This window comes from Devosia sp. (assembly GCF_965229025.1).
In the GTDB taxonomy this organism is placed as follows: domain Bacteria; phylum Pseudomonadota; class Alphaproteobacteria; order Rhizobiales; family Devosiaceae; genus Devosia_A.
The window spans coordinates 3,661,076-3,679,906 of record NZ_OZ245853.1; the positions used below are offsets into that span (position 1 = coordinate 3,661,076).

Genomic DNA, 18,831 nt, shown 5'->3' on the forward strand with positions numbered 1-18,831 from the left:
GGCGATCACGGATAGATCAATGCGCACCTCACGGATCTGTCCATGACCCCTCGCGATGTTCTCCTGGCCCTTGCCGTCGTCACCGTCTGGGGGGTCAATTTCGTGGCCATCCGGTGGGGCGTTGATGAGGTGCCGCCGCTGTTGCTGAGCGCGTTGCGTTATGTCGCTGCGGTGGTGCCGGCGATCTTCTTCATCCGGCGGCCCAAGGTCGCGTTGTCGCTGCTGGTGGGCTATGGGCTGGCGGTGGGCGTGGCGCAGTTCGGGTTGCTGTTCTCGGCGATCAAGCTCGGGATGCCAGCGGGGCTCGCCTCGCTGGTGATGCAGCTGCAGGTGTTTTTCACCATCGGGCTGGCGGTGTTGTTCCTCGGCGAGCGGCCGAAGCTGCCGCAATTGCTGGGGGCGCTGATTGCGTTTGCTGGCATCGGGGTGATTGCGTCGGAGCGGCTGGGCGGGGCGGCGCTGGTGCCGTTCGCAATGACCATCATTGCAGCGGGTTGCTGGGGCGTGGCGAACCTGCTGACCAAGAAGGCGGGCAAGATCGACATGCTGGCGTTTGTCGTGTGGTCGAGTCTGGTGCCGCCGGTCCCGCTTTACCTGCTTTCGCTGCTGATCGAGGGGCCGGGGGCGGTTGGGGTGGCGCTTAGCCAGATCACCTGGCTGGGAATTGCCTCGCTGCTGTTTATCGGCTGGCTTTCGACGGTGTTCGGCTATGGCGCCTGGAGCGTACTGCTAGGGCGCTATCCGGCCTCGACGGTCGCGCCGTTCACGCTCTTGGTGCCGATTGCGGGGATCGCGAGTGCGGCGCTGCTGCTGGGCGAGGCGATCAGCGGGCTTGAATGGGTGGGGAGCGGGCTGGTGTTTTGCGGGCTGCTGATGAACGTGTTCGGGCCGCGTGTGTGGGGGCGGGCGTGATCGGGCTGCGGGCGGCGACGGCGGCCGATGCGGGCGCGATCGCGGAGGTTTTCACCGCGTCGCGAGAGTTGCTGACGTTCCTGCCGAAGCTCCACACCGCCGAGGAAGACCGGGCGTTCATTGCGCACCATATCGTGCCTGAGTACCGGCTGACGTTGGCCGAGGAGGATGGGCGCCTGCTGGGCTATATGGCCGAGGGCGAGGCGTGGATCGAGCACCTCTATGTCAGCCCGGCCGCGGTGCGGAGTGGGATCGGGTCGGCGTTGATGGCTGAGGCGAAGGCGCGTCAGAAGCAGCTGGAACTCTGGTGTTTCAAGCAAAACCTGAAGGGCCGGGCGTTCTACGCGGCGCATGGGTTTGTTGCGCTGTACGAGACAGACGGCAGTGGGAATGAGGAGCGTTCGCCGGATGTGCGGTATCGCTGGGAGCGCTAGCTTCCGACTGAGGGAAGTTTTGCCCCCTTCACCGGCCCCCGTTGCAACGGGGGAGGATCAAGGGTCAGACTTCGGGGCGGTAGAAGTCGCCGTCGGCGTTCATGACCCAAAGCTCACCGGTTGAGATGTCGAACCAGGCGCCGTGGACGCCCAGCTTGCCTTCGTCTTCCAGCTGCTTGACGTAGGGGAAGGTGCGGAGGTTGGCGATCGAGTTGCGGATCGAGAAGCGCTCAAGCATGGTCTGGCGCTCCTTGTCGGTCAGCAGCGTGTATTTTGAGACGGCCTCGGATACCGGGGCGAGCATGCCCATCCACTTGCCGATGAAATCGCCCTGCGCGAGTGGAGCGGAATCAGGCAAAAGCGCCGCACGGATGCCGCCGCAGCGGCCGTGACCCATGACGACGATGTTCGAGATCTCCAGCGCGTTGACGGCGAACTCGATTGCCGCCGAGGTACCGTGCTGGCCGCCGTCGGGCTGGAAGGTCGGCACGAGGTTGGCGACATTGCGGAGCACGAACATTTCGCCGGGACCCGCATCGAAGATCGTCTCGGGGGCCGAGCGGCTGTCGCAGCAGGCAATGATCATGGTGGTGGGCGATTGCCCACGATCGGCCAATTGCTTGTAGCGCTCCTGTTCAGGAGCGTAGCGGGAGGCCATGAACGACTTGTAGCCGTCGAGCAAAAATGCTGGAAACCTGTCCATAGGCCAGCGATTAGCCGCTGTTGAAGAAAATTACAATCCGCACGGTGCGTGCGGGACCAGGAGTAGGTGCATGTTGATCTACCGGTTTCTCACCGGCGTGGACGATTCAAGCTTCTGCCACAAGGTGACCAAGGCGCTGTCCGAAGGGTGGGTGCTGCATGGCACAACCGCCTATGCCTATGATCCGGAGGAAAAGGAAATGAAGGCTGGGCAGGCGGTTACGCGGATTGTCGCCGACCAGCCGTATGATCCGGACAAGAAGCTGGTGGACTACTAGGCCGCGCGTTTCAACTCGTTGCAGGGATCTGACCTCACCGCCTAGTGCGCAGCAGGTGCGCGCCGGTGAGGTAACTGCCAACGCTGCGGTAACGGCCTAGAGTAGCGCGTTGAGGGCTGCGTATTGGAGGAGCATGATGGTCTTGGCGTCGGCGATCTCGCCAGTTCGGATCATCTGCAGAGCCTCGGCAAAGCCCAGTTCGATCACCTCGATATCCTCGCCTTCATCGACGAGGCCGCCGCCTTCGGAGACTTTTGAGCCTGCATCGTATTCGGCGATGAACAGTGTCAGGCGCTCGGTGATCGAGCCGGGGCTCATGTAAGTGCCTGAAAATACAGGCGTTACGTCGTGAACGCGGTAGCCGGTTTCTTCCTCGGCTTCCTTTTTGGCGGCGGTGATGGGGTCGTCACCATCGAGTTTGCCGGCGCAGACTTCGATGAGGAAGCCCTCTTCGCCATTGTACCAGGACGGAAAACGGAACTGGCGGGTGAGGACAACGGTCTTTTGCGCGCGGTTGTAGAGCAGGATGCCGGCGCCATCGCCGCGGTCATAGGTCTCGCGCGTCTGCTGCTGCCAGTGGCCGTTATTGCGGCGGAACTCGAAGGTCGTCTTTTTGACCGTCGCCCAGTTCTGGGACAGCAGGGTTTCTTCAATGATCTTAACGCGGTCGCGCAAGGCACTTTCTCCAAAGGGAACCGCCATCAAACTGGCACGTTGGTGAACCGAAACTGAACAGGCGCTTCACGGCGAGGCCATGACAGCGCTGATATCAGTGACCTCAAGCAGCGGGAACCCAGTTTGGGTCGACCGCAAAGGACCAGACGATGAACAGTATGGCCGCCGGGCCCATGATCGCAGATCAGGCGCTTATGACGAACGGTGGTCAGGTACGAGAAGTTCTCGGTGAGAACGGCTCGCGGTTGCAGCTCTCGTATGGGCGCACCGGCAGTTCGGAGGCTGGTCAGGTTCGGGTGGTGTCGGGCCTTCGCAGCGAACGGGTGTTGAGCTTGCTCATTGCACTCGAAGCGCTGCGGGCCGCACCTGCCGCCCTCGATCCGCGATAAGTGAGGCCGGTGCGTCACCAGAGGCTTTGACCTTGGGGCGCGGCGCGGCTAGAAGTCTCGAACCATTCCAAACTGGAGCGCCCGAATCCCCCTCGGGCGAGGCCCGAGACCATATGGCTCAACGCTCACGGCCGCTTTCGCCGCACCTGTCGATTTACCGCTTCACCCTGACGATGACGATGTCGATCGTCCATCGCGCCACCGGCATCGCGCTTTATGGCGGGACGCTGCTGCTGGCGCTTTGGTTGGTCGCGGCGGCATTTGGCGGTGCACCCTTCGATGTCATCAATGCGCTCTATGGCAGCTGGTTCGGCCAACTGGTGCTGTTCGGGTTCACCTGGGTGCTGTTCCACCACATGCTGGGCGGCGTCCGGCACTTCATCTGGGATTTCACCCAGGCGATGGACCCCGCGGGGCGCGAGCTGATTGTGCGCATCCAACTGGGCGCTTCGATTGCGCTTACCCTCATCGTGTGGGCGATTTTCGTGTGGTTCAAATGAGCGAAAAGCCGAGTTCTGTTGAGATCCGGAACCCCAAGACGCACTATGGCAATGCCAAGGCGTCGACACGGCACTTCATCACCCAGCGGGTGACTGGCGCTCTCAACATCGTGTTTACGGCATTCTTTGTCTGGTTCGTGGTCAGCCTTGCGGGCGCTGACCGGGCCGGGATGGTGGCGATTGTTGCCAATCCGGTGGTGGCGATCATCCTCGCGCTGTTGATCGTCACTGTGGTGATCCACATGCGTAACGGCATGCGCGATGTGATTGAAGACTACTTCGATGGCGAAGCGAACCGCATGGCACTGATCGCCAACACCAGCCTTTCCGTATGTGTGGGTGTCGTGGTGCTCGCCGCGATCGCAAAAATCGTCTTCTGGGGTTAGTCCATATGGCCGCTTACGAGATCATCGACCACGAGTTCGACGTGGTGATCGTTGGGGCTGGTGGTGCGGGACTTCGCGCGACGCTGGGCATGGCCGAGCAGGGGCTCAATACTGCCTGCATCAGCAAGGTGTTTCCGACGCGCAGCCACACCGTGGCGGCGCAGGGCGGGATCGCGGCGTCGCTGGGCAATATGGGCCCGGATTCTTGGCAGTGGCACATGTACGACACCGTCAAGGGGTCGGACTGGCTGGGCGACAATGACGCGATGGAATATCTGGCGCGGCAGGCGCCGGCGGCCATCTATGAGCTCGAGCATTACGGCGTGCCGTTCTCGCGCACCGATGAGGGCAAGATCTATCAGCGGCCGTTCGGCGGCCACATGACCGAATATGGCGATGGCCCCCCGGTGCAGCGCACGTGCGCCGCGGCGGACCGGACGGGGCACGCGATCCTACACACGCTCTATGGGCAATCGCTGAGAAACAACGCGCAGTTCTTCATCGAGTATTTCGCGCTCGACCTGATCATGGGCGCCGATGGCTCGTGCCAGGGCGTGATGGCGTGGAAGCTGGATGATGGCACGCTGCACCGCTTCCGTTCCAAGCTCACCGTACTGGCGACGGGCGGTTACGGCCGTGCCTATTTCTCGGCGACCTCGGCCCACACCTGCACCGGCGACGGCAATGGCATGGTGGCGCGCGCCGGGTTGCCGCTGCAGGACATGGAATTCGTGCAGTTCCACCCGACTGGTATTTACGGCGCCGGCTGCCTCATCACTGAGGGCGCGCGTGGCGAGGGCGGGTATCTCGTCAATTCCGAGGGCGAACGGTTCATGGAGCGCTATGCGCCCAACGCCAAGGATCTTGCATCGCGCGACGTGGTGTCACGCTGCATGACCATCGAGATCCGCGAAGGGCGTGGCGTCGGCAAGAACAAGGACCACATCTTTCTCCATCTCGACCATCTCGACCCCAAGGTGCTGCATGAGCGGCTGCCGGGGATTTCCGAGAGCGCCAAGATCTTTGCCGGCGTCGACCTGACGCGCGAGCCGATCCCGGTGCTGCCGACGGTGCACTATAATATGGGCGGCATCCCCGCGAACTATCACGGCGAAGTGCTGAACCCGACGGTCGATGATCCGGATCGGATCGTGCACGGGTTGATGGCGGCAGGCGAAGCGGCCTGCGCCTCGGTACATGGCGCGAACCGGCTGGGCTCGAACTCGCTGACCGACCTCGTGGTGTTCGGCCGCGCGGCGGCGCTGCGGGCGGCGCAGACGGTGGATAAGGGAGCCAAGGTGCCGGGGATTGTCGCGTCGGAAGACGAACGGATTCTCGCGCGCTTCGACCGGCTGCGCAACGCCAATGGGGGCTCGCCGACGGCGGTGGTGCGCGAAAAGATGCAGCGCATCATGCAGGAAGACGCGGCGGTGTTCCGGACCTCAGAGACGCTGAAGTCGGGCGTCGAGCGGATCACGACGCTCTATGGGGCGCTCGACGATCTCAAGGTCCACGACCGCTCGATGGTGTGGAATTCCGATCTCGTCGAGACGCTGGAACTCGAAAACCTGATGGCCTGCGCAGCAACGACCGTGGTCTCCGCCGAAGCCCGGCACGAGAGCCGCGGCGCCCATGCGCATGAGGATTATCCGAGCCGCGACGACGTCGAGTGGCGGAAGCACACTTTGAGCTGGATCGACGGCAAGGGGAACGTGTCGCTGGGCTACCGCCCGGTGCATGTCGACCCGCTGACGCCGGAGAGCGAAGGCGGCATCAGTTTGAAGAAGATTGCGCCCAAGGCGCGGGTTTACTGACCTCCAGAGGGATAAAAGCATGTGGCGAGTGGTGATGGGACTTGGGTTCGCGCTGCTCATGGCGGTGCCGGTCAATGCAGCGGCGCCGACGCAGCGGGACGGGTTCATCAAATCGTGCGAAACGCAGATGTTGATGACCTCGCCCCAGTGCGCCTGCATGGCGGACAAGGCGGAAGCCGATCTCGATGAGCGTTCGATCCTCTACTTGAGCCTCGGGGCGACCGACGTGAAGAACACGGCGGCGACAGCCAAGGCGATGACCGGGGCAGAACTCGCGGCAGTGGACAAGTTCATGAAGACCGCGCCGGGGCTGTGCAAGGGCGCGAAGTAGGGCCGATTGTAGTCTAGGTACTTGTAGCAGGTTTTCACGCTTTGAGGCGGAGAGCATGGACGACAAAATCACCATCGATCTCGATCAGGATGTACTCGCGGCGTTAGCGCAGCGCGCCGAAAGCCATGGGCATTCCATCGGCGAGGAAGTACGCACCATTGTGCGAGACACGGTTGCGCCGGTGCGTGAGACAGCTGACTGGCTAGCGCGTGCGCGGTCCATCAGGGCTATGACGCCTCCCGGGTCCATCGTCGTGGAGAGCTGGAAGCTCATTCGTGCCAGTCGGGACTGGGACCATTGATCATTGTGGATGCGTCAGTGGCCGTGCAGTGGGTCGCTGAAGAAGAGAGTTCAGAGCTGTCCGAGACCCTTTTGCTGAGGGACGATCTCGTAGCCCCTGAACTGCTGCAGCTTGAAGTGGCGAACGCACTGAGGCGGATGGTCTGGGTTGGCGACATAAGCATCGGACAGGCAAAGGCCGGCCTGGATTTCGTTCGTGCAAAGGTACGAACCTCTCCGCTTACGCCCGCACTACTGGATCGGGCGCTTGAATTGTCACACGCCATGTACCATCCAATTTATGACTGCATCTATCTGGCGGTCGCGGAAGCTGAGTCTGGCCTGCTGATTACCTACGATCAGGAACTTATAGATCGCGCCAAAGAGCACGGACTAGCGGCGCTGATCGGGTCATTGCCACTGGATACCCCATGACCGATCCTGCCGGCTATTCCGGTACGCCACTCGCTCAGAAGCTGGGGCTGAAGGATGGGCAGCGGGTGGTGTTTCTGGATTTGCCGGAGGGGCTCGGAGAGTTGGCGCAGTCTCGGGATTTTGCCGAAGTGGCGCGAGCCGGATGGCAGGATTATGCGGCGTTGGCGCCCCGGGTTGATGTGATCCATGGGTTCACGACCTCGCGGGCGGTGCTGGAGGCCAATGCGCGGCCGCTGATGGACATGATCGCCCGCGATGGAATGATCTGGATTTCGTGGCCGAAAAAGGCGAGCAAGGTTTTAACCGACATCACCGAAGATGTGATCCGGGACGTGGTGTTGCCGATCGGGCTGGTTGACGTAAAAGTGGCTGCGGTCGATGCGGTGTGGTCGGGTTTGAAGCTGGTGATCCGCAAAACGTTGCGGTGAGGTATAAGAGGCGGCAATGAAGCAGGTTTTGGTGGCGCTGATGGCGCTCGGAATGATGGCGGGCGCGGCCCAGGCTGCCGGTACACCGCCGACAACGGCGCAGCATGACGAGTTCTACAAGGTCTGCATGGGGATTGCCCAGGATGACGGGTTGTGCAGCTGCAAGGCGGATGCGGCGCTGAAGCTGGTCGACACCGAGTTCATGGGTGTGATCATTTCCTCGATGAAGGGCAAGGCCCCGCAGACGGCCGACAACCTCAAATATGCCGAGTACATTGGCCGCTCGAACCAGGTCTGCAAGCCGAACTACTGAGTGTCTCACTTTCAAGGACTGAGCCAAAATGGCTGAACTGACGCTGCCCAAGAACTCGCGGATCACGCCGGGCAAGACCTGGCCGAAACCGGCGGGTGCCAAGCGGGTAACCGAGTTCCGCGTCTATCGCTATGATCCGGATACGGAAGCCAATCCTCGGCTCGACACCTATTTCGTCGATCGCGACGATTGCGGGCCGATGGTGCTGGATGGGCTGCTCTACATCAAGAACAAGATCGACCCGACGCTCACGCTGCGCCGCAGCTGCCGCGAGGGGATCTGCGGGTCGTGTTCGATGAATATCGCGGGCGCCAATACGCTCGCCTGCACCAAGGGCATGGACGATATTTCGGGCCATATCAGCGTCTATCCGCTGCCGCATATGCCGGTGATCAAGGATCTGGTGCCGGATCTCTCCAACTTCTACGACCAGCATCGTTCGATCGAACCGTGGCTGAAGACGACGACGCCGCCGCCGACAACCGAGTGGCTGCAGTCGAAGCCGGATCGCGAAAAGCTCGATGGGCTCTACGAGTGCATCCTCTGCGCGTGCTGCTCGACATCGTGCCCATCCTATTGGTGGAACGGGGAAAAATACCTCGGGCCGGCGGTGCTGCTGCAGGCTTATCGGTGGCTGATCGATAGCCGGGATGAGGCGACGGAGGAGCGGCTCGACAATCTCGAGGATCCGTTCAAGCTCTATCGCTGCCACACGATCATGAACTGCGCCAAGGTCTGCCCCAAGGGGTTGAACCCGGCCAAGGCGATTGCCGAGATCAAGAAGATGATGGTGGAGCGCGCCGTCGCGTAAGGCCCTGGAGGGTTTGGCAAGTGTTTGAAACGATTGCTGAACTCAAGGATCCCTCGGTGGCGCGGGTACTGATTGCGGCGCTGAAGGCACATGGGTTTCATCCGCGCGAGGGCGGCGAGAGCGGGCTGCCGGGGCTGCCTGGGGTCTATGCGCCGCGCGGCATTGCGATCGAGTTGCCCGAGGACGAGGCCAAGGACGGGAAGCTTCTGGCGGACGAACTGATCAAGGATATGCTGGCGCGTTAGGCGGGCAAACGGCTGCCGTTAAGTCATAGACGTCTGTCGTTCGGCTGGTGCCGGCTGTGGAGGTCGCAACTTGGCCATATTGATCCTTGCATAGGGGGAATTCGGGGAAGGGCGGTTGAACCGGCCCGGACGATGACGCTATATCGCCCCGTTCGGATTTCGTTAACATCTTCGGCACGGAGCCAGTCCATGATGAATGTGAGACGCGCAAGCGTTTCAGTTGCGGTGATCGCCACGCTGGCGCTCGCGGGCTGTGCCTCGAGCGGGGTGACGACCCGCAATATCGCGACGATCGAAGATATCACGCCGATCCAGAATACGCCGGTGGCGAGTTCGAACCTGCCGGCGCTGGGCAACAGCTCTACCGTGCAGACGGCGGATAACAATTCGCTGACGCAACTGTCTCAGCCGACGCCGCTCGATCCGTCGGCTCCGGCGGCACCGCAGACCGCCAGCAATGACGGCTCGTTCGTGACGCTGGGTTCGGTGGGTAGCGTGCCGGACGTGCCGGGGCGCGACCTTACCAGCGGGCTGACCATCGAGAAGCTCTTGGGCGGCTGGACGGTGGTGGCGGGCGCTGACCAGTGCAAGCTCAACCTCACCTATACGGCCAAGACGGGCACCAGCCGCTATCGCGCTTCGACGCCGGGCTGCACGCTGCAGGGGCTGAATGTCGTGGCCTCATGGCAACTGGTGGGCACGCAGGTGCAACTCTTCGACGAGGCGGGCGATATCATTGCTTCGCTGATCCTGTCGGGGAACCATTTCATCGGTACCCTGGCGGGTGGCCAGGGCATTTCGATGGTCGGCTGAGTTGGCCCGGCCGCGGCAGGGGGCCGCTGCCACACCTGTTTCAACGGCACTCGCGGCGCTGGTTGAGAGCGGCGCGCTGACGGCTGACCCGCTGCAGACGGCGGCGGCGACGGTGCTGGACCGCGTGGCCAATGGGCTGGTGGCGCCATCGAAGGGCCTCCTGGGCGGCTTGTTCAGTTCGCCGGAACCGGTCAAGGGCGCCTATCTCGTGGGGCAGGTGGGGCGCGGCAAGACCATGCTGATGGACCTGTTTTTTGCCGAGGTTCCGATCGCCGAAAAGCGACGGGTGCACTTTCACGAGTTCATGGATGAGATGCACGCTGCCATCGCGGTGTTCCGCAAATCGCCGCGTGGGAAATCGGAGAGTGCTGATCCGGTGGCGGCTGTGGTGGCGCCGTTGCTCAAAGAGGTGCGGCTGCTCTGTCTCGACGAATTCCAGGTGCAGGACATCACCAATGCGATGCTGCTGGGGCGGCTATTTGAAAAGCTGTGGGCCGGGCGAGTGACGGTGGTCGCGACCTCGAATACGCCGCCGGATGCGCTCTACCGGGATGGGCTTAACCGGGAATTGGTGCTGCCGTTTATCGATGAGCTGAAGCGGTTCTGCGATGTGGTGGAACTCGATGGGCCGACGGACTACCGGCGGCTGAAGTTCGAGGGCGAGGCGGTCTATCAGTTCGGCACCTGGTCCGAGGTCGATCAGGCGATGGACCGGCTGTGGCTGCGGCTAACGGGTGGGGTGCCGGGTGCGCGAAGCGAACTTCGCTCACTGGGCAGGGTGATCGAGGTGCCGCGGGCGGCGATGGGGGCGGCGCGGTTCGAGTTTGCGGCGCTCTGCGAAAAGCCGCTGGGGGCGCGGGATTATCTGAAGATCAGCCACGCCTTCGAGGCGGTGATGATCGATCATGTGCCGCAGTTCGACCGGTTGAAATCCAATGCCGCCAAGCGCTTCATCCAGCTGGTCGATACGCTCTACGACCGGGGCGTCAAGCTCGCGGCGAGCTTTGCGGTGCCGCTCGATGCGCTGGCGGAAGACGACAAGACACGGGCTGAATTCCAGCGCTGCGTGTCGCGGCTGATCGAGATGCAATCGGCGCAGTATCTGGCGGCGGCGCCGCGTGGCGACGGTGAACTCGGTGTGTCCAAGGAAACAGCGTCTTCCTAACATAACGGCTGACTTGCCCCCGTCACCCGACAGGGTTAATAGGAGCGCGATTTCCAGATTGGCAAGATAGGGGTTCGGTATGGCGCGCAAGAAGATCGCTCTGATCGGTGCGGGGCAGATTGGCGGCACTTTGGCGCTGTTGGCGGCGACCAAGGAGCTGGGTGACGTCATCCTGTTCGACGTGGTCGATGGCGTGCCGCAGGGCAAGGCGCTCGACCTGAGCCAGTCCGGACCAGTCGAGGGCTTCAATGCGACGCTGAAGGGCACCTCGGAATACAAGGATATCGTAGGCGCCGATGTGGTGATCGTCACCGCCGGCGTGCCGCGGAAGCCCGGCATGAGCCGCGACGACCTGCTCGAGATTAATCTCAAGGTCATGGAGCAGGTGGGCGCTGGCATTGCCAAGTACGCTCCCGAAGCCTTCGTGATCTGCATCACCAACCCGCTCGATGCGATGGTCTGGGCGCTGCAGAAGTTCTCGGGCCTCCCTGCCAACCGCGTCGTCGGCATGGCGGGCGTGCTCGACTCGTCGCGTTTCCGCCACTTCATCGCCGATGAGCTCAAGGTATCGGTGCAGGACGTGACGGCGTTCGTGCTGGGTGGCCATGGCGATACCATGGTGCCACTGGCGCGCTATTCGACCGTCGCCGGTATCCCCTTGACCGACGTGGTCAAGATGGGCTGGCTGACCAAGGAAAAGCTCGAAGCGATCATCCAGCGCACCCGTGATGGCGGCGCCGAGATCGTCGGGCTTTTGAAGACCGGTTCGGCGTTCTATGCGCCCGCCACGTCGGCCATCGAGATGGCCGAGAGCTACCTCAAGGACAAGAAGCGGATTCTCCCCTGCGCCGCGTTCCTCAAGGGCGAGTATGGCGTCAAGAACACCTATGTCGGCGTGCCGGTGATCATCGGCGCCGGTGGCGTCGAGAAGGTGATCGAGATTTCGCTCAGCAGTTCCGAGCAGAAGGCGTTCGACAAGTCGGTGGCCGCGGTCGCTGGCCTCGTTGACGCGTGCAAGAAGATTGCGCCGAAGCTAGCGTAAGACATGAGCCGCGTTGTGGTGGGGAAGGCCCCCTCACCCGACGCTTCGCGTCGACCTCTCCCCCGAAGGGAGAGGTGGCGGGTTGGCGAGATGGTGCCACAACATCACCTCTCCCTCGGGGGAGAGGTCGGATTGCAGAGCAATCCGGGTGAGGGGGCCTTCCCTCGCTGCTTCCGGGAGACGGTGCAATGAACATCCACGAACACCAGGCCAAGGCGCTGCTGAAGACGTATGGTCTGCCGGTGGCGGCAGGGGTGGCGATCTTTACGCCGGAAGAGGCTGAGGCGGCGGCAAAGTCGCTGCCCGGGCCGCTCTATGTGGTCAAGAGCCAGATCCATGCCGGTGGGCGCGGCAAGGGCAAGTTCAAGGAACTGCCGGCCGATGCCAAGGGCGGGGTGCGGCTCGCGAAGTCGATTGCGGACGTGGTTTCCAATTCCAAGGAAATGCTTGGGCACACGCTGGTGACCAAGCAGACCGGCCCGGCCGGCAAGCAGGTCAACCGGCTCTATATCGAGGACGGCGCCGATATCGCGCGCGAACTCTACTGCTCGCTGCTGGTCGACCGTTCGACGGGCCGGGTGAGCTTTGTGGTTTCGACCGAAGGCGGCATGGACATCGAGACGGTGGCCCACGATACGCCCGAAAAGATCATCGCGGTCGATATCGACCCGACGGCCGGCGTGACCGCTGCGGACATCAAGGAAATCGTTGCGGCGCTGAAGCTTGATGGCGCGGCGGCCAAGGATGGCGAGACGGTGTTCCCGGCGCTCTATAAGGCGTTTGTCGAAACCGACATGTCGCTTCTGGAAGTGAACCCGCTGATCGTCATGACGGACGGCCACATCCGGGTGCTCGATGCCAAGGTGAGCTTTGATAACAATGCCGGGTTCCGGCACGACGAGCTGAAGCCGCTGCGCGACCTCAGCGAAGAAGACGCCAAGGAAATCGAAGCGTCGAAGTTCGACCTCGCCTATGTGGCGCTCGACGGCAATATCGGCTGCATGGTGAACGGCGCGGGCCTTGCCATGGCAACGATGGACATCATCAAGCTCTATGGCGCGGAACCGGCGAACTTTCTCGATGTTGGCGGCGGCGCGAGCAAGGAAAAGGTGACGGCGGCGTTCAAGATCATCACGGCCGATCCGAACGTCAAAGGCATCCTGGTCAATATCTTCGGCGGCATCATGCGCTGCGATATCATCGCGGAAGGCGTGATCGCGGCGGTGAAGGAAGTGGGCCTCAAGGTGCCGCTGGTGGTGCGTCTTGAAGGCACCAACGTCAAGGAAGGCAAGGCGATCCTCAACTCGTCCGGCCTCGATGTGATCTCGGCAGACGATCTTGACGATGCGGCGCAGAAAGTCGTGGCGGCGGTGAAGGGCCGCGGCTGATGCAGCAACGCGCCGCTCAGCTGGCAGGGGTGGTGGCGGCGCTTGGCGTCGCACTCGCTGCTGCCCCGGCGCTGGCGGCGCCTTCAGCCTATGACACGGCGTTCGTTTCGGCATTTGCCGACGCGTGCATTCCCGGCCGGTTGAGCTATGAGGCGACCGAGGCGGCGGTGGCGAAGGCCGGTTGGGTTGCTGCTCAATCCAGCGCCGATCCGCAACTGGGGATCGTCGAAAAGCTGACCGACGACGTGGCCAAGAAGCTCGAACCGCTGAAGGGCCGGATGGTCTATGCGGCCTATGCCAAGACCATCGAAGGCCTACCGCATTTCCTCGTGATCAGCTTTGCCGATCTGGGGCCCGCGGCCGCCAATGAATCGGTCGTCGGGTGCTTTCTCTACAATTTCAACGCTGTGGCGTCGGTTGATCCTGAAGCCGTGACGGCGCTGATGGGCGCGCCCGTGGCCGACAGCCAGGTGGATGAGCACATCGCCAGCTATTCGTGGGCGCCTTCGCCCACGCTGCCGGGGACGCGGGAAACCTACCTGACGTTCGTCCCCGAGGTCAGCCAGTACAAAGAGCAAACCGGCTTTTCCGGCCAGGTGCTGCAGTTCAATACCACCGTGACGGTGGAGGCGAAGTGATGGCTGGGCTTGTGAGCGCATCGAATTCCACATATTTACACAGGGTATGCTGTGTAAACCTGTGGAGGGTATGATGAAGAACATTACGCTGGCGATTGATGATGGGGTGCTTGAGAAGGCCCGTGCCGTAGCAGAGAAGCGCGGTACGACGCTTAATGCCATCGTCCGCGATTACTTGACCCTGCTATCGACCGAGGAGCAGCGCTGGGCGCGGTCCAAGGCGCGGCTCAAGGACTTGATGGACAATTCGACGGCGGACATCGGGCCCGATTTCAAATGGAATCGGGATGAACTGTATGACGACTGACTGTTTCCTGGACACCAACGTACTGGTCTATGCGGCGGCGGGTCGGGTAAGTGAGCCGCGCAAGCACGAGATTGCCCGCAACCTGGTGTTGAGCGGTGGATTTGGCGTGTCAGCCCAAAGCCTCGCCGAGTTCGTCAATGCGGTGACGCGCAAGGCGAAGAACAAGATGAAGCCGGCGGACATCGACATTTGGATCGATGAACTGTCTGACCGTCCTCTGGCCGTGCTTGATGAGGCCATGGTGCGCGGCGGGATACATATCTCTCGCCGCTATGGAATTTCTTACTATGACGCTGCGTTGCTTGCGGCCGCTGAGCGGCTGGGCGCACGGGTCTTTTACTCAGAAGATCTCAACCACAACCAAGCTTACGGCCCCGTGCGGGTCGTGAATCCGTTTCTCGAACACTGAAGCACCAGAAAGTCGGTCCTTATGTCCATTCTCGTCAACAAAGACACCAAGATCCTGGTGCAGGGGCTGACTGGTGAGTCCGGCACGCTGCACACGCAGTATGCGCTGGGGTATTTCGGCACCAAGATGGTGGGCGGCACGCACCCCAAAAAGGGTGGGCAGATGTGGCAGGGCAAGATCCCCGGCGGCGGCGATGTCGAATTGCCGATCTTTGCCTCGGTTGCCGAAGGCAAGGCCAAGACCGGGGCGACTGCCTCGGTGATCTATGTGCCGCCTCCGGGTGCGGCCGGCGCGATTCTTGAGGCGATCGATGCGGGGATCGAGCTCATCGTCTGCATCACCGAGGGCGTGCCGGTGCTAGACATGGTCAAGGTCAAGGCGGCGCTCGAAAAATCGAAGTCGCGCCTGATCGGGCCGAACTGCCCGGGCGTGGTGACGGCGGGCGAATGCAAGATCGGCATCATGCCGGGCAATATCTTTTCGCGCGGGTCGGTGGGCATTGTTTCACGGTCGGGCACGCTTACTTATGAGGCAGTGTTCCAGACCACCAATGCCGGGCTCGGCCAGACGACCGCGGTCGGCATCGGCGGCGACCCGGTCAAGGGCACCGAGTTCATCGATATGCTCGAAATGTTCCTCGCGGACGAAGAGACCAAGTCGATCATCATGATCGGCGAGATTGGCGGATCGGCCGAGGAAGACGCAGCCCAGTTCCTGATCGATGAAGCCAAGCGCGGCCGGAAGAAGCCGATGGCCGGTTTCATCGCCGGGCTGACGGCGCCCAAGGGCCGGACCATGGGCCATGCTGGCGCCGTAATTTCGGGTGGTAAAGGCGGCGCGGAAGACAAGATCGCGGCGATGGAAGCGGCAGGCATCAAAGTGTCGCGATCGCCTGCGAGAATTGGCCAGACGCTGGCAGAAGTACTAAAAGGCTGACGTCACGCCTTGTGAGTTGTACCGGACGCGGGCTCACCCCCGCGCCTTAACGTCAAACAAACAATATGCGGGCATGTTCGCCCCGCGCGCAGCAGCCCGGTTGAGGATATCCCGGGCATTCAGAAGGATGGCGGGGCCAAACGCCTCGCAACTGAGATCATGACCCGACAAGACAAGAACGAACAGTTCTTACTCTCTTCTTTCCTTTATGGCGGCAACGCCAGTTACATCGAAGAGCTCTATGCCCGCTACAAGGCGGACCCCAACAGCATCGATGCGACCTGGGCGAGCTATTTCGGCAAGCTCGAAGACACCACCGAGCAGGTTGAACAGAACGCGGGCGGGCCGAGCTGGCAGCGCAGCGACTGGCCGCAGGCCGCCAATGGCGAGCTGGTTTCGGCGCTCGACGGCAACTGGGGTGAGATCCAGGTCAAGGTGCAGAAGGTATTGGTCGAAAAGGCCAAGGTCGCGGCGGCGCCAGCCCCCACCCCGGTGGATGTGCTGCAGGCGACGCGCGACTCGATCCGCGCCATCATGATGATCCGCGCCTACCGCATGCGGGGGCACCTGCACGCTGATCTCGACCCGCTAAAGCTCAAGACTGACGAGTCGGCGCCGGAGCTGGAGCCGGCGGCCTACGGGTTCAACCCGAACGACTATTCGCGGAAGATCTTCATCGACAATTACCTGGGGCTCGAATACGCGACCGTCCCGGAAATGCTCGATATTTTGAAGCGCACCTACTGCTCGACGGTCGGCGTCGAGTTCATGCACATCTCGGATCCCGAAGCCAAGCAGTGGATCCAGGAGCGCATGGAAGGGCCGGACAAGGAGATCAAGTTCACGCCCGAGGGCAAGAAGGCGATCCTCAACAAGCTGGTGGAAGCGGAGGGCTTTGAGAAGTTCCTCGACGTCAAGTTCACCGGCACCAAGCGGTTTGGGCTCGATGGCTCGGAATCGCTGATCCCGGCGCTTGAGCAGATCATCAAGCGCGGTGGCGCGCTGGGCGTGAAGGATATCGTCCTCGGCATGGCGCATCGCGGCCGGCTGAACGTCCTCACCCAGGTGCTGGCCAAGCCGCACCGCGCGCTGTTCCACGAGTTCAAGGGTGGCGCGTTCTACCCCGAGGAAGTCGAAGGCTCGGGCGACGTGAAGTACCACCTCGGGGCTTCGGCGGATCGCGAGTTCGACGGCAACAGCGTGCACCTGTCGCTGACAGCGAACCCCTCGCACCTCGAGATCGTCGATCCGGTGGTGCTGGGCAAGGCGCGCGCCAAGCAGGACCAGCGCTCGGCGGTGGATGGCAAGTTCATTGCCGACACGCGCCAGACTGATCGCTCGGTGGTGCTGCCGCTGCTGCTGCATGGCGATGCGGCATTTGCCGGCCAGGGGGTGATTGCCGAGTGCCTGGGGCTTTCGGGCCTCAAGGGGCACCGTACGGGTGGCTCGATCCACTTCGTGATCAACAACCAGATCGGGTTCACGACGGCGCCGATGTACTCGCGCTCGTCGCCGTACCCGACGGACGTTGCCAAGATGATCGAGGCGCCGGTGTTCCACGTGAATGGGGATGACCCGGAAGCGGTGGTTTATGTCTCGAAGGTGGCAACGGAATACCGGCAGCGCTTCGGGCGGCCGGTGGTCATCGACATGTTCTGCTATCGCCGCTTCGGGCACAACGAAGGCGACGAGCCGAGCTTCACCCAGCCGATGATGTATTCGAAGATCCGCGGCCACGAAACGACGCTGGATATCTATTCGAAGCGCCTGATCGGCGAGGGCCTGGTCAGTCCTGAAGACGTCGACAAGATGAAGGCCGACTGGCGCGAAAAGCTGGAGGCCGAATATGTGGCCGGCCAGGATTTCCGCCCCAACAAGACCGACTGGCTGGATGGTGTCTGGAAGGACATCAAGAAGGCCGATGTCGACGGGCCGCGCCGTGGCGATACGGGGGTCGATACGGTCGACCTCGCCAAGATCGGCACCAGGCTCTCGACCGTGCCGGCCGGGTTCAACGCCCATAAGACAGTCAAGCGGTTCATGGACAACCGGCTGGCGACGATTGAAACCGGCGAAGGCATCGACTGGGCGACCGGCGAAGCCTTGGCGTTCGCGACGCTGCTCGAAGAGGGGCACTCGGTGCGCCTTTCCGGCCAGGACGTCGAGCGCGGTACCTTCAGCCAGCGCCACTCGGTGCTGAACGACCAGGAGCGGGATGGGGAGACCTATACGCCGCTCAACAATATTGCCGAGAACCAGGCACGCTACGAAGTCATCAACTCGATGCTGTCGGAGGAGGCGGTGCTCGGGTTCGAGTATGGCTATTCGCTGGCCGAGCCCAATACGCTGACCCTGTGGGAAGCGCAGTTCGGCGACTTTGCCAATGGTGCGCAGGTGGTGGTGGACCAGTTCATCTCATCGGGTGAACGCAAGTGGTTCCGCATGAGCGGGCTGGTGATGCTCTTGCCGCATGGCTACGAAGGCCAGGGGCCGGAGCACTCGTCGGCGCGTCTCGAACGCTATCTGCAGCTGTGCGCTGAAGACAATATGCAGGTGGCGAACTGCACCACGCCGGCGAACTATTTCCATATCCTCCGCCGGCAGATGAAGCGCGATTTCCGCAAGCCTTTGGTGCTGATGACCCCCAAGTCGTTGCTGCGCCACAAGAAGGCGGTGTCTGGGCTGGTGGAATTCGGGCCGGACTCGACCTTCCATCGCCTGCTCTGGGACGATGCGGAATCGCCAGGTGTGCCGAAGACGACTATCAAGCTGGCGCCAGACGACCAGATCCGCCGCGTGATCCTCTGCACCGGCAAGGTGTATTACGATCTGCTCGAAGATCGCGAAAAGCGCGGCATCAACGACGTTTATCTGCTGCGCCTCGAACAGCTCTATCCGTTCCCGGCCAAGGCCTTGCTCGATGAGCTCAACCGGTTCAAGAACGCTGAAGTGTTCTGGTGCCAGGAAGAGCCCAAGAATATGGGTGCCTGGGCGTTCGTGCAGCCCTATATCGATTGGGTGCTCGAGCAGATGGGGCAATCGGGCAACCGGCCGCACTATGCGGGGCGGCCGGCAGCGGCGGCGACTGCGACGGGGCTGATGCGCACGCATCTGCAGCAGTTGCAGGCGTTCCTCGAAGAAGCGTTTGCAAAGTAAGAGACACGACCCGTCGGGTGGCGATACGGGCAGATAAAGGACGAC

Annotated in this window: 25 protein-coding genes; 23 read left to right on the forward strand and 2 right to left on the reverse strand. The window is 62.3% G+C overall.

Going from position 1 to position 18,831, the window contains the following annotated elements; genetic code table 11:
- Positions 1-42 precede the first annotated feature (42 nt).
- Both ACO06J_RS17760 and ACO06J_RS17765 read left to right on the forward strand, forming a co-directional pair.
- Positions 43-912 (forward strand): EamA family transporter, encoded by an 870-nt coding sequence (locus tag ACO06J_RS17760; RefSeq protein WP_421762043.1) that lies wholly within the window; start codon positions 43-45, stop codon positions 910-912.
- Positions 909-1,346: a GNAT family N-acetyltransferase gene (locus tag ACO06J_RS17765; RefSeq protein WP_421762044.1), complete on the forward strand. Its 438-nt coding sequence runs from the start codon at positions 909-911 to the stop codon at positions 1,344-1,346. Before ACO06J_RS17760 ends, ACO06J_RS17765 begins: the two co-directional genes overlap by 4 nt.
- 64 nt (positions 1,347-1,410) lie before the next feature.
- On the opposite strand, the gene ACO06J_RS17770 is transcribed toward ACO06J_RS17765, so the two are convergent.
- Entirely contained in the window at positions 1,411-2,049 is a 639-nt protein-coding gene (locus ACO06J_RS17770) for a carbonic anhydrase (protein ID WP_421762045.1), read from the reverse strand.
- Positions 2,050-2,119: 70 nt separating this feature from the next.
- Here ACO06J_RS17770 and ACO06J_RS17775 point away from each other — a divergent pair, with 70 nt between their 5' ends.
- Complete coding sequence (locus ACO06J_RS17775; protein ID WP_421762046.1) at positions 2,120-2,326, forward strand: DUF1737 domain-containing protein; 207 nt, start codon at positions 2,120-2,122, stop codon at positions 2,324-2,326.
- Positions 2,327-2,422: 96 nt separating this feature from the next.
- Here ACO06J_RS17775 and ACO06J_RS17780 read toward each other — a convergent pair whose 3' ends face one another.
- Positions 2,423-3,001 (reverse strand): NUDIX domain-containing protein, encoded by a 579-nt coding sequence (locus ACO06J_RS17780; protein ID WP_421762047.1) that lies wholly within the window; start codon positions 2,999-3,001, stop codon positions 2,423-2,425.
- A 149-nt stretch (positions 3,002-3,150) separates the two neighbouring features.
- On the opposite strand from ACO06J_RS17780, the gene ACO06J_RS17785 reads away from it, so the two are divergent.
- The 20 genes from ACO06J_RS17785 (at position 3,151) to ACO06J_RS17880 (ending at position 18,786) form a co-directional block, all read left to right on the forward strand.
- On the forward strand, positions 3,151-3,390 hold the full coding sequence (locus ACO06J_RS17785; protein ID WP_421762048.1) for a hypothetical protein: 240 nt from the start codon (positions 3,151-3,153) through the stop codon (positions 3,388-3,390).
- 113 nt (positions 3,391-3,503) lie between these two features.
- Positions 3,504-3,890, forward strand: coding sequence for a succinate dehydrogenase, cytochrome b556 subunit (gene sdhC, locus ACO06J_RS17790; protein ID WP_421762049.1), 387 nt, complete (start codon positions 3,504-3,506; stop codon positions 3,888-3,890).
- The gene (gene sdhD / locus ACO06J_RS17795) at positions 3,887-4,276 is read left to right on the forward strand and encodes a succinate dehydrogenase, hydrophobic membrane anchor protein (RefSeq protein WP_421762050.1); all 390 of its coding nucleotides are present in this window, start codon (positions 3,887-3,889) and stop codon (positions 4,274-4,276) included. The genes sdhC and sdhD overlap by 4 nt, the downstream gene beginning before the upstream one ends.
- Positions 4,277-4,281: 5 nt before the next feature.
- On the forward strand, positions 4,282-6,090 hold the full coding sequence (gene sdhA, locus ACO06J_RS17800) for a succinate dehydrogenase flavoprotein subunit (protein WP_421762051.1): 1,809 nt from the start codon (positions 4,282-4,284) through the stop codon (positions 6,088-6,090).
- A 19-nt stretch (positions 6,091-6,109) separates the two neighbouring features.
- Positions 6,110-6,421, forward strand: coding sequence for a hypothetical protein (locus tag ACO06J_RS17805; protein WP_421762052.1), 312 nt, complete (start codon positions 6,110-6,112; stop codon positions 6,419-6,421).
- Positions 6,422-6,476: 55 nt separating this feature from the next.
- Positions 6,477-6,722 (forward strand): FitA-like ribbon-helix-helix domain-containing protein, encoded by a 246-nt coding sequence (locus tag ACO06J_RS17810; protein WP_421762053.1) that lies wholly within the window; start codon positions 6,477-6,479, stop codon positions 6,720-6,722.
- 5 nt (positions 6,723-6,727) lie between these two features.
- The gene (locus ACO06J_RS17815) at positions 6,728-7,135 is read left to right on the forward strand and encodes a type II toxin-antitoxin system VapC family toxin (RefSeq protein ID WP_421762541.1); all 408 of its coding nucleotides are present in this window, start codon (positions 6,728-6,730) and stop codon (positions 7,133-7,135) included.
- Complete coding sequence (locus ACO06J_RS17820; RefSeq protein WP_421762054.1) at positions 7,132-7,563, forward strand: DUF3052 domain-containing protein; 432 nt, start codon at positions 7,132-7,134, stop codon at positions 7,561-7,563. Before ACO06J_RS17815 ends, ACO06J_RS17820 begins: the two co-directional genes overlap by 4 nt.
- Positions 7,564-7,579: 16 nt before the next feature.
- Positions 7,580-7,876 (forward strand): hypothetical protein, encoded by a 297-nt coding sequence (locus tag ACO06J_RS17825; protein WP_421762055.1) that lies wholly within the window; start codon positions 7,580-7,582, stop codon positions 7,874-7,876.
- Between the two features lie 28 nt (positions 7,877-7,904).
- Positions 7,905-8,687 carry a succinate dehydrogenase iron-sulfur subunit gene (locus ACO06J_RS17830; protein ID WP_421762056.1) on the forward strand — a complete coding sequence of 261 codons (783 nt, stop codon included), beginning with the start codon at positions 7,905-7,907 and terminating at the stop codon, positions 8,685-8,687.
- A gap of 20 nt (positions 8,688-8,707) precedes the next feature.
- Positions 8,708-8,932 (forward strand): hypothetical protein, encoded by a 225-nt coding sequence (locus ACO06J_RS17835; RefSeq protein ID WP_421762057.1) that lies wholly within the window; start codon positions 8,708-8,710, stop codon positions 8,930-8,932.
- Positions 8,933-9,121: 189 nt separating this feature from the next.
- Positions 9,122-9,745, forward strand: coding sequence for an AprI/Inh family metalloprotease inhibitor (locus ACO06J_RS17840; protein ID WP_421762058.1), 624 nt, complete (start codon positions 9,122-9,124; stop codon positions 9,743-9,745).
- A gap of 1 nt (position 9,746) precedes the next feature.
- Complete coding sequence (zapE, locus tag ACO06J_RS17845) at positions 9,747-10,910, forward strand: cell division protein ZapE (RefSeq protein WP_421762059.1); 1,164 nt, start codon at positions 9,747-9,749, stop codon at positions 10,908-10,910.
- 79 nt (positions 10,911-10,989) lie between these two features.
- Entirely contained in the window at positions 10,990-11,952 is a 963-nt protein-coding gene (gene mdh / locus ACO06J_RS17850; protein WP_421762060.1) for a malate dehydrogenase, read from the forward strand.
- A 188-nt stretch (positions 11,953-12,140) separates the two neighbouring features.
- A complete protein-coding gene (gene sucC, locus ACO06J_RS17855; RefSeq protein ID WP_421762061.1) occupies positions 12,141-13,340 on the forward strand; it encodes an ADP-forming succinate--CoA ligase subunit beta in 1,200 nt (399 codons plus the stop codon).
- Positions 13,340-13,978 (forward strand): hypothetical protein, encoded by a 639-nt coding sequence (locus tag ACO06J_RS17860; protein ID WP_421762062.1) that lies wholly within the window; start codon positions 13,340-13,342, stop codon positions 13,976-13,978. Before sucC ends, ACO06J_RS17860 begins: the two co-directional genes overlap by 1 nt.
- Positions 13,979-14,051: 73 nt before the next feature.
- The gene (locus ACO06J_RS17865; RefSeq protein ID WP_421762063.1) at positions 14,052-14,285 is read left to right on the forward strand and encodes a DUF6364 family protein; all 234 of its coding nucleotides are present in this window, start codon (positions 14,052-14,054) and stop codon (positions 14,283-14,285) included.
- Positions 14,275-14,694, forward strand: coding sequence for a PIN domain-containing protein (locus tag ACO06J_RS17870; protein WP_421762064.1), 420 nt, complete (start codon positions 14,275-14,277; stop codon positions 14,692-14,694). The genes ACO06J_RS17865 and ACO06J_RS17870 overlap by 11 nt, the downstream gene beginning before the upstream one ends.
- A 21-nt stretch (positions 14,695-14,715) precedes the next feature.
- A complete protein-coding gene (gene sucD, locus ACO06J_RS17875) occupies positions 14,716-15,630 on the forward strand; it encodes a succinate--CoA ligase subunit alpha (RefSeq protein WP_421762065.1) in 915 nt (304 codons plus the stop codon).
- 159 nt (positions 15,631-15,789) lie between these two features.
- Positions 15,790-18,786: a 2-oxoglutarate dehydrogenase E1 component gene (locus ACO06J_RS17880; RefSeq protein ID WP_421762066.1), complete on the forward strand. Its 2,997-nt coding sequence runs from the start codon at positions 15,790-15,792 to the stop codon at positions 18,784-18,786.
- Positions 18,787-18,831 lie beyond the last annotated feature (45 nt).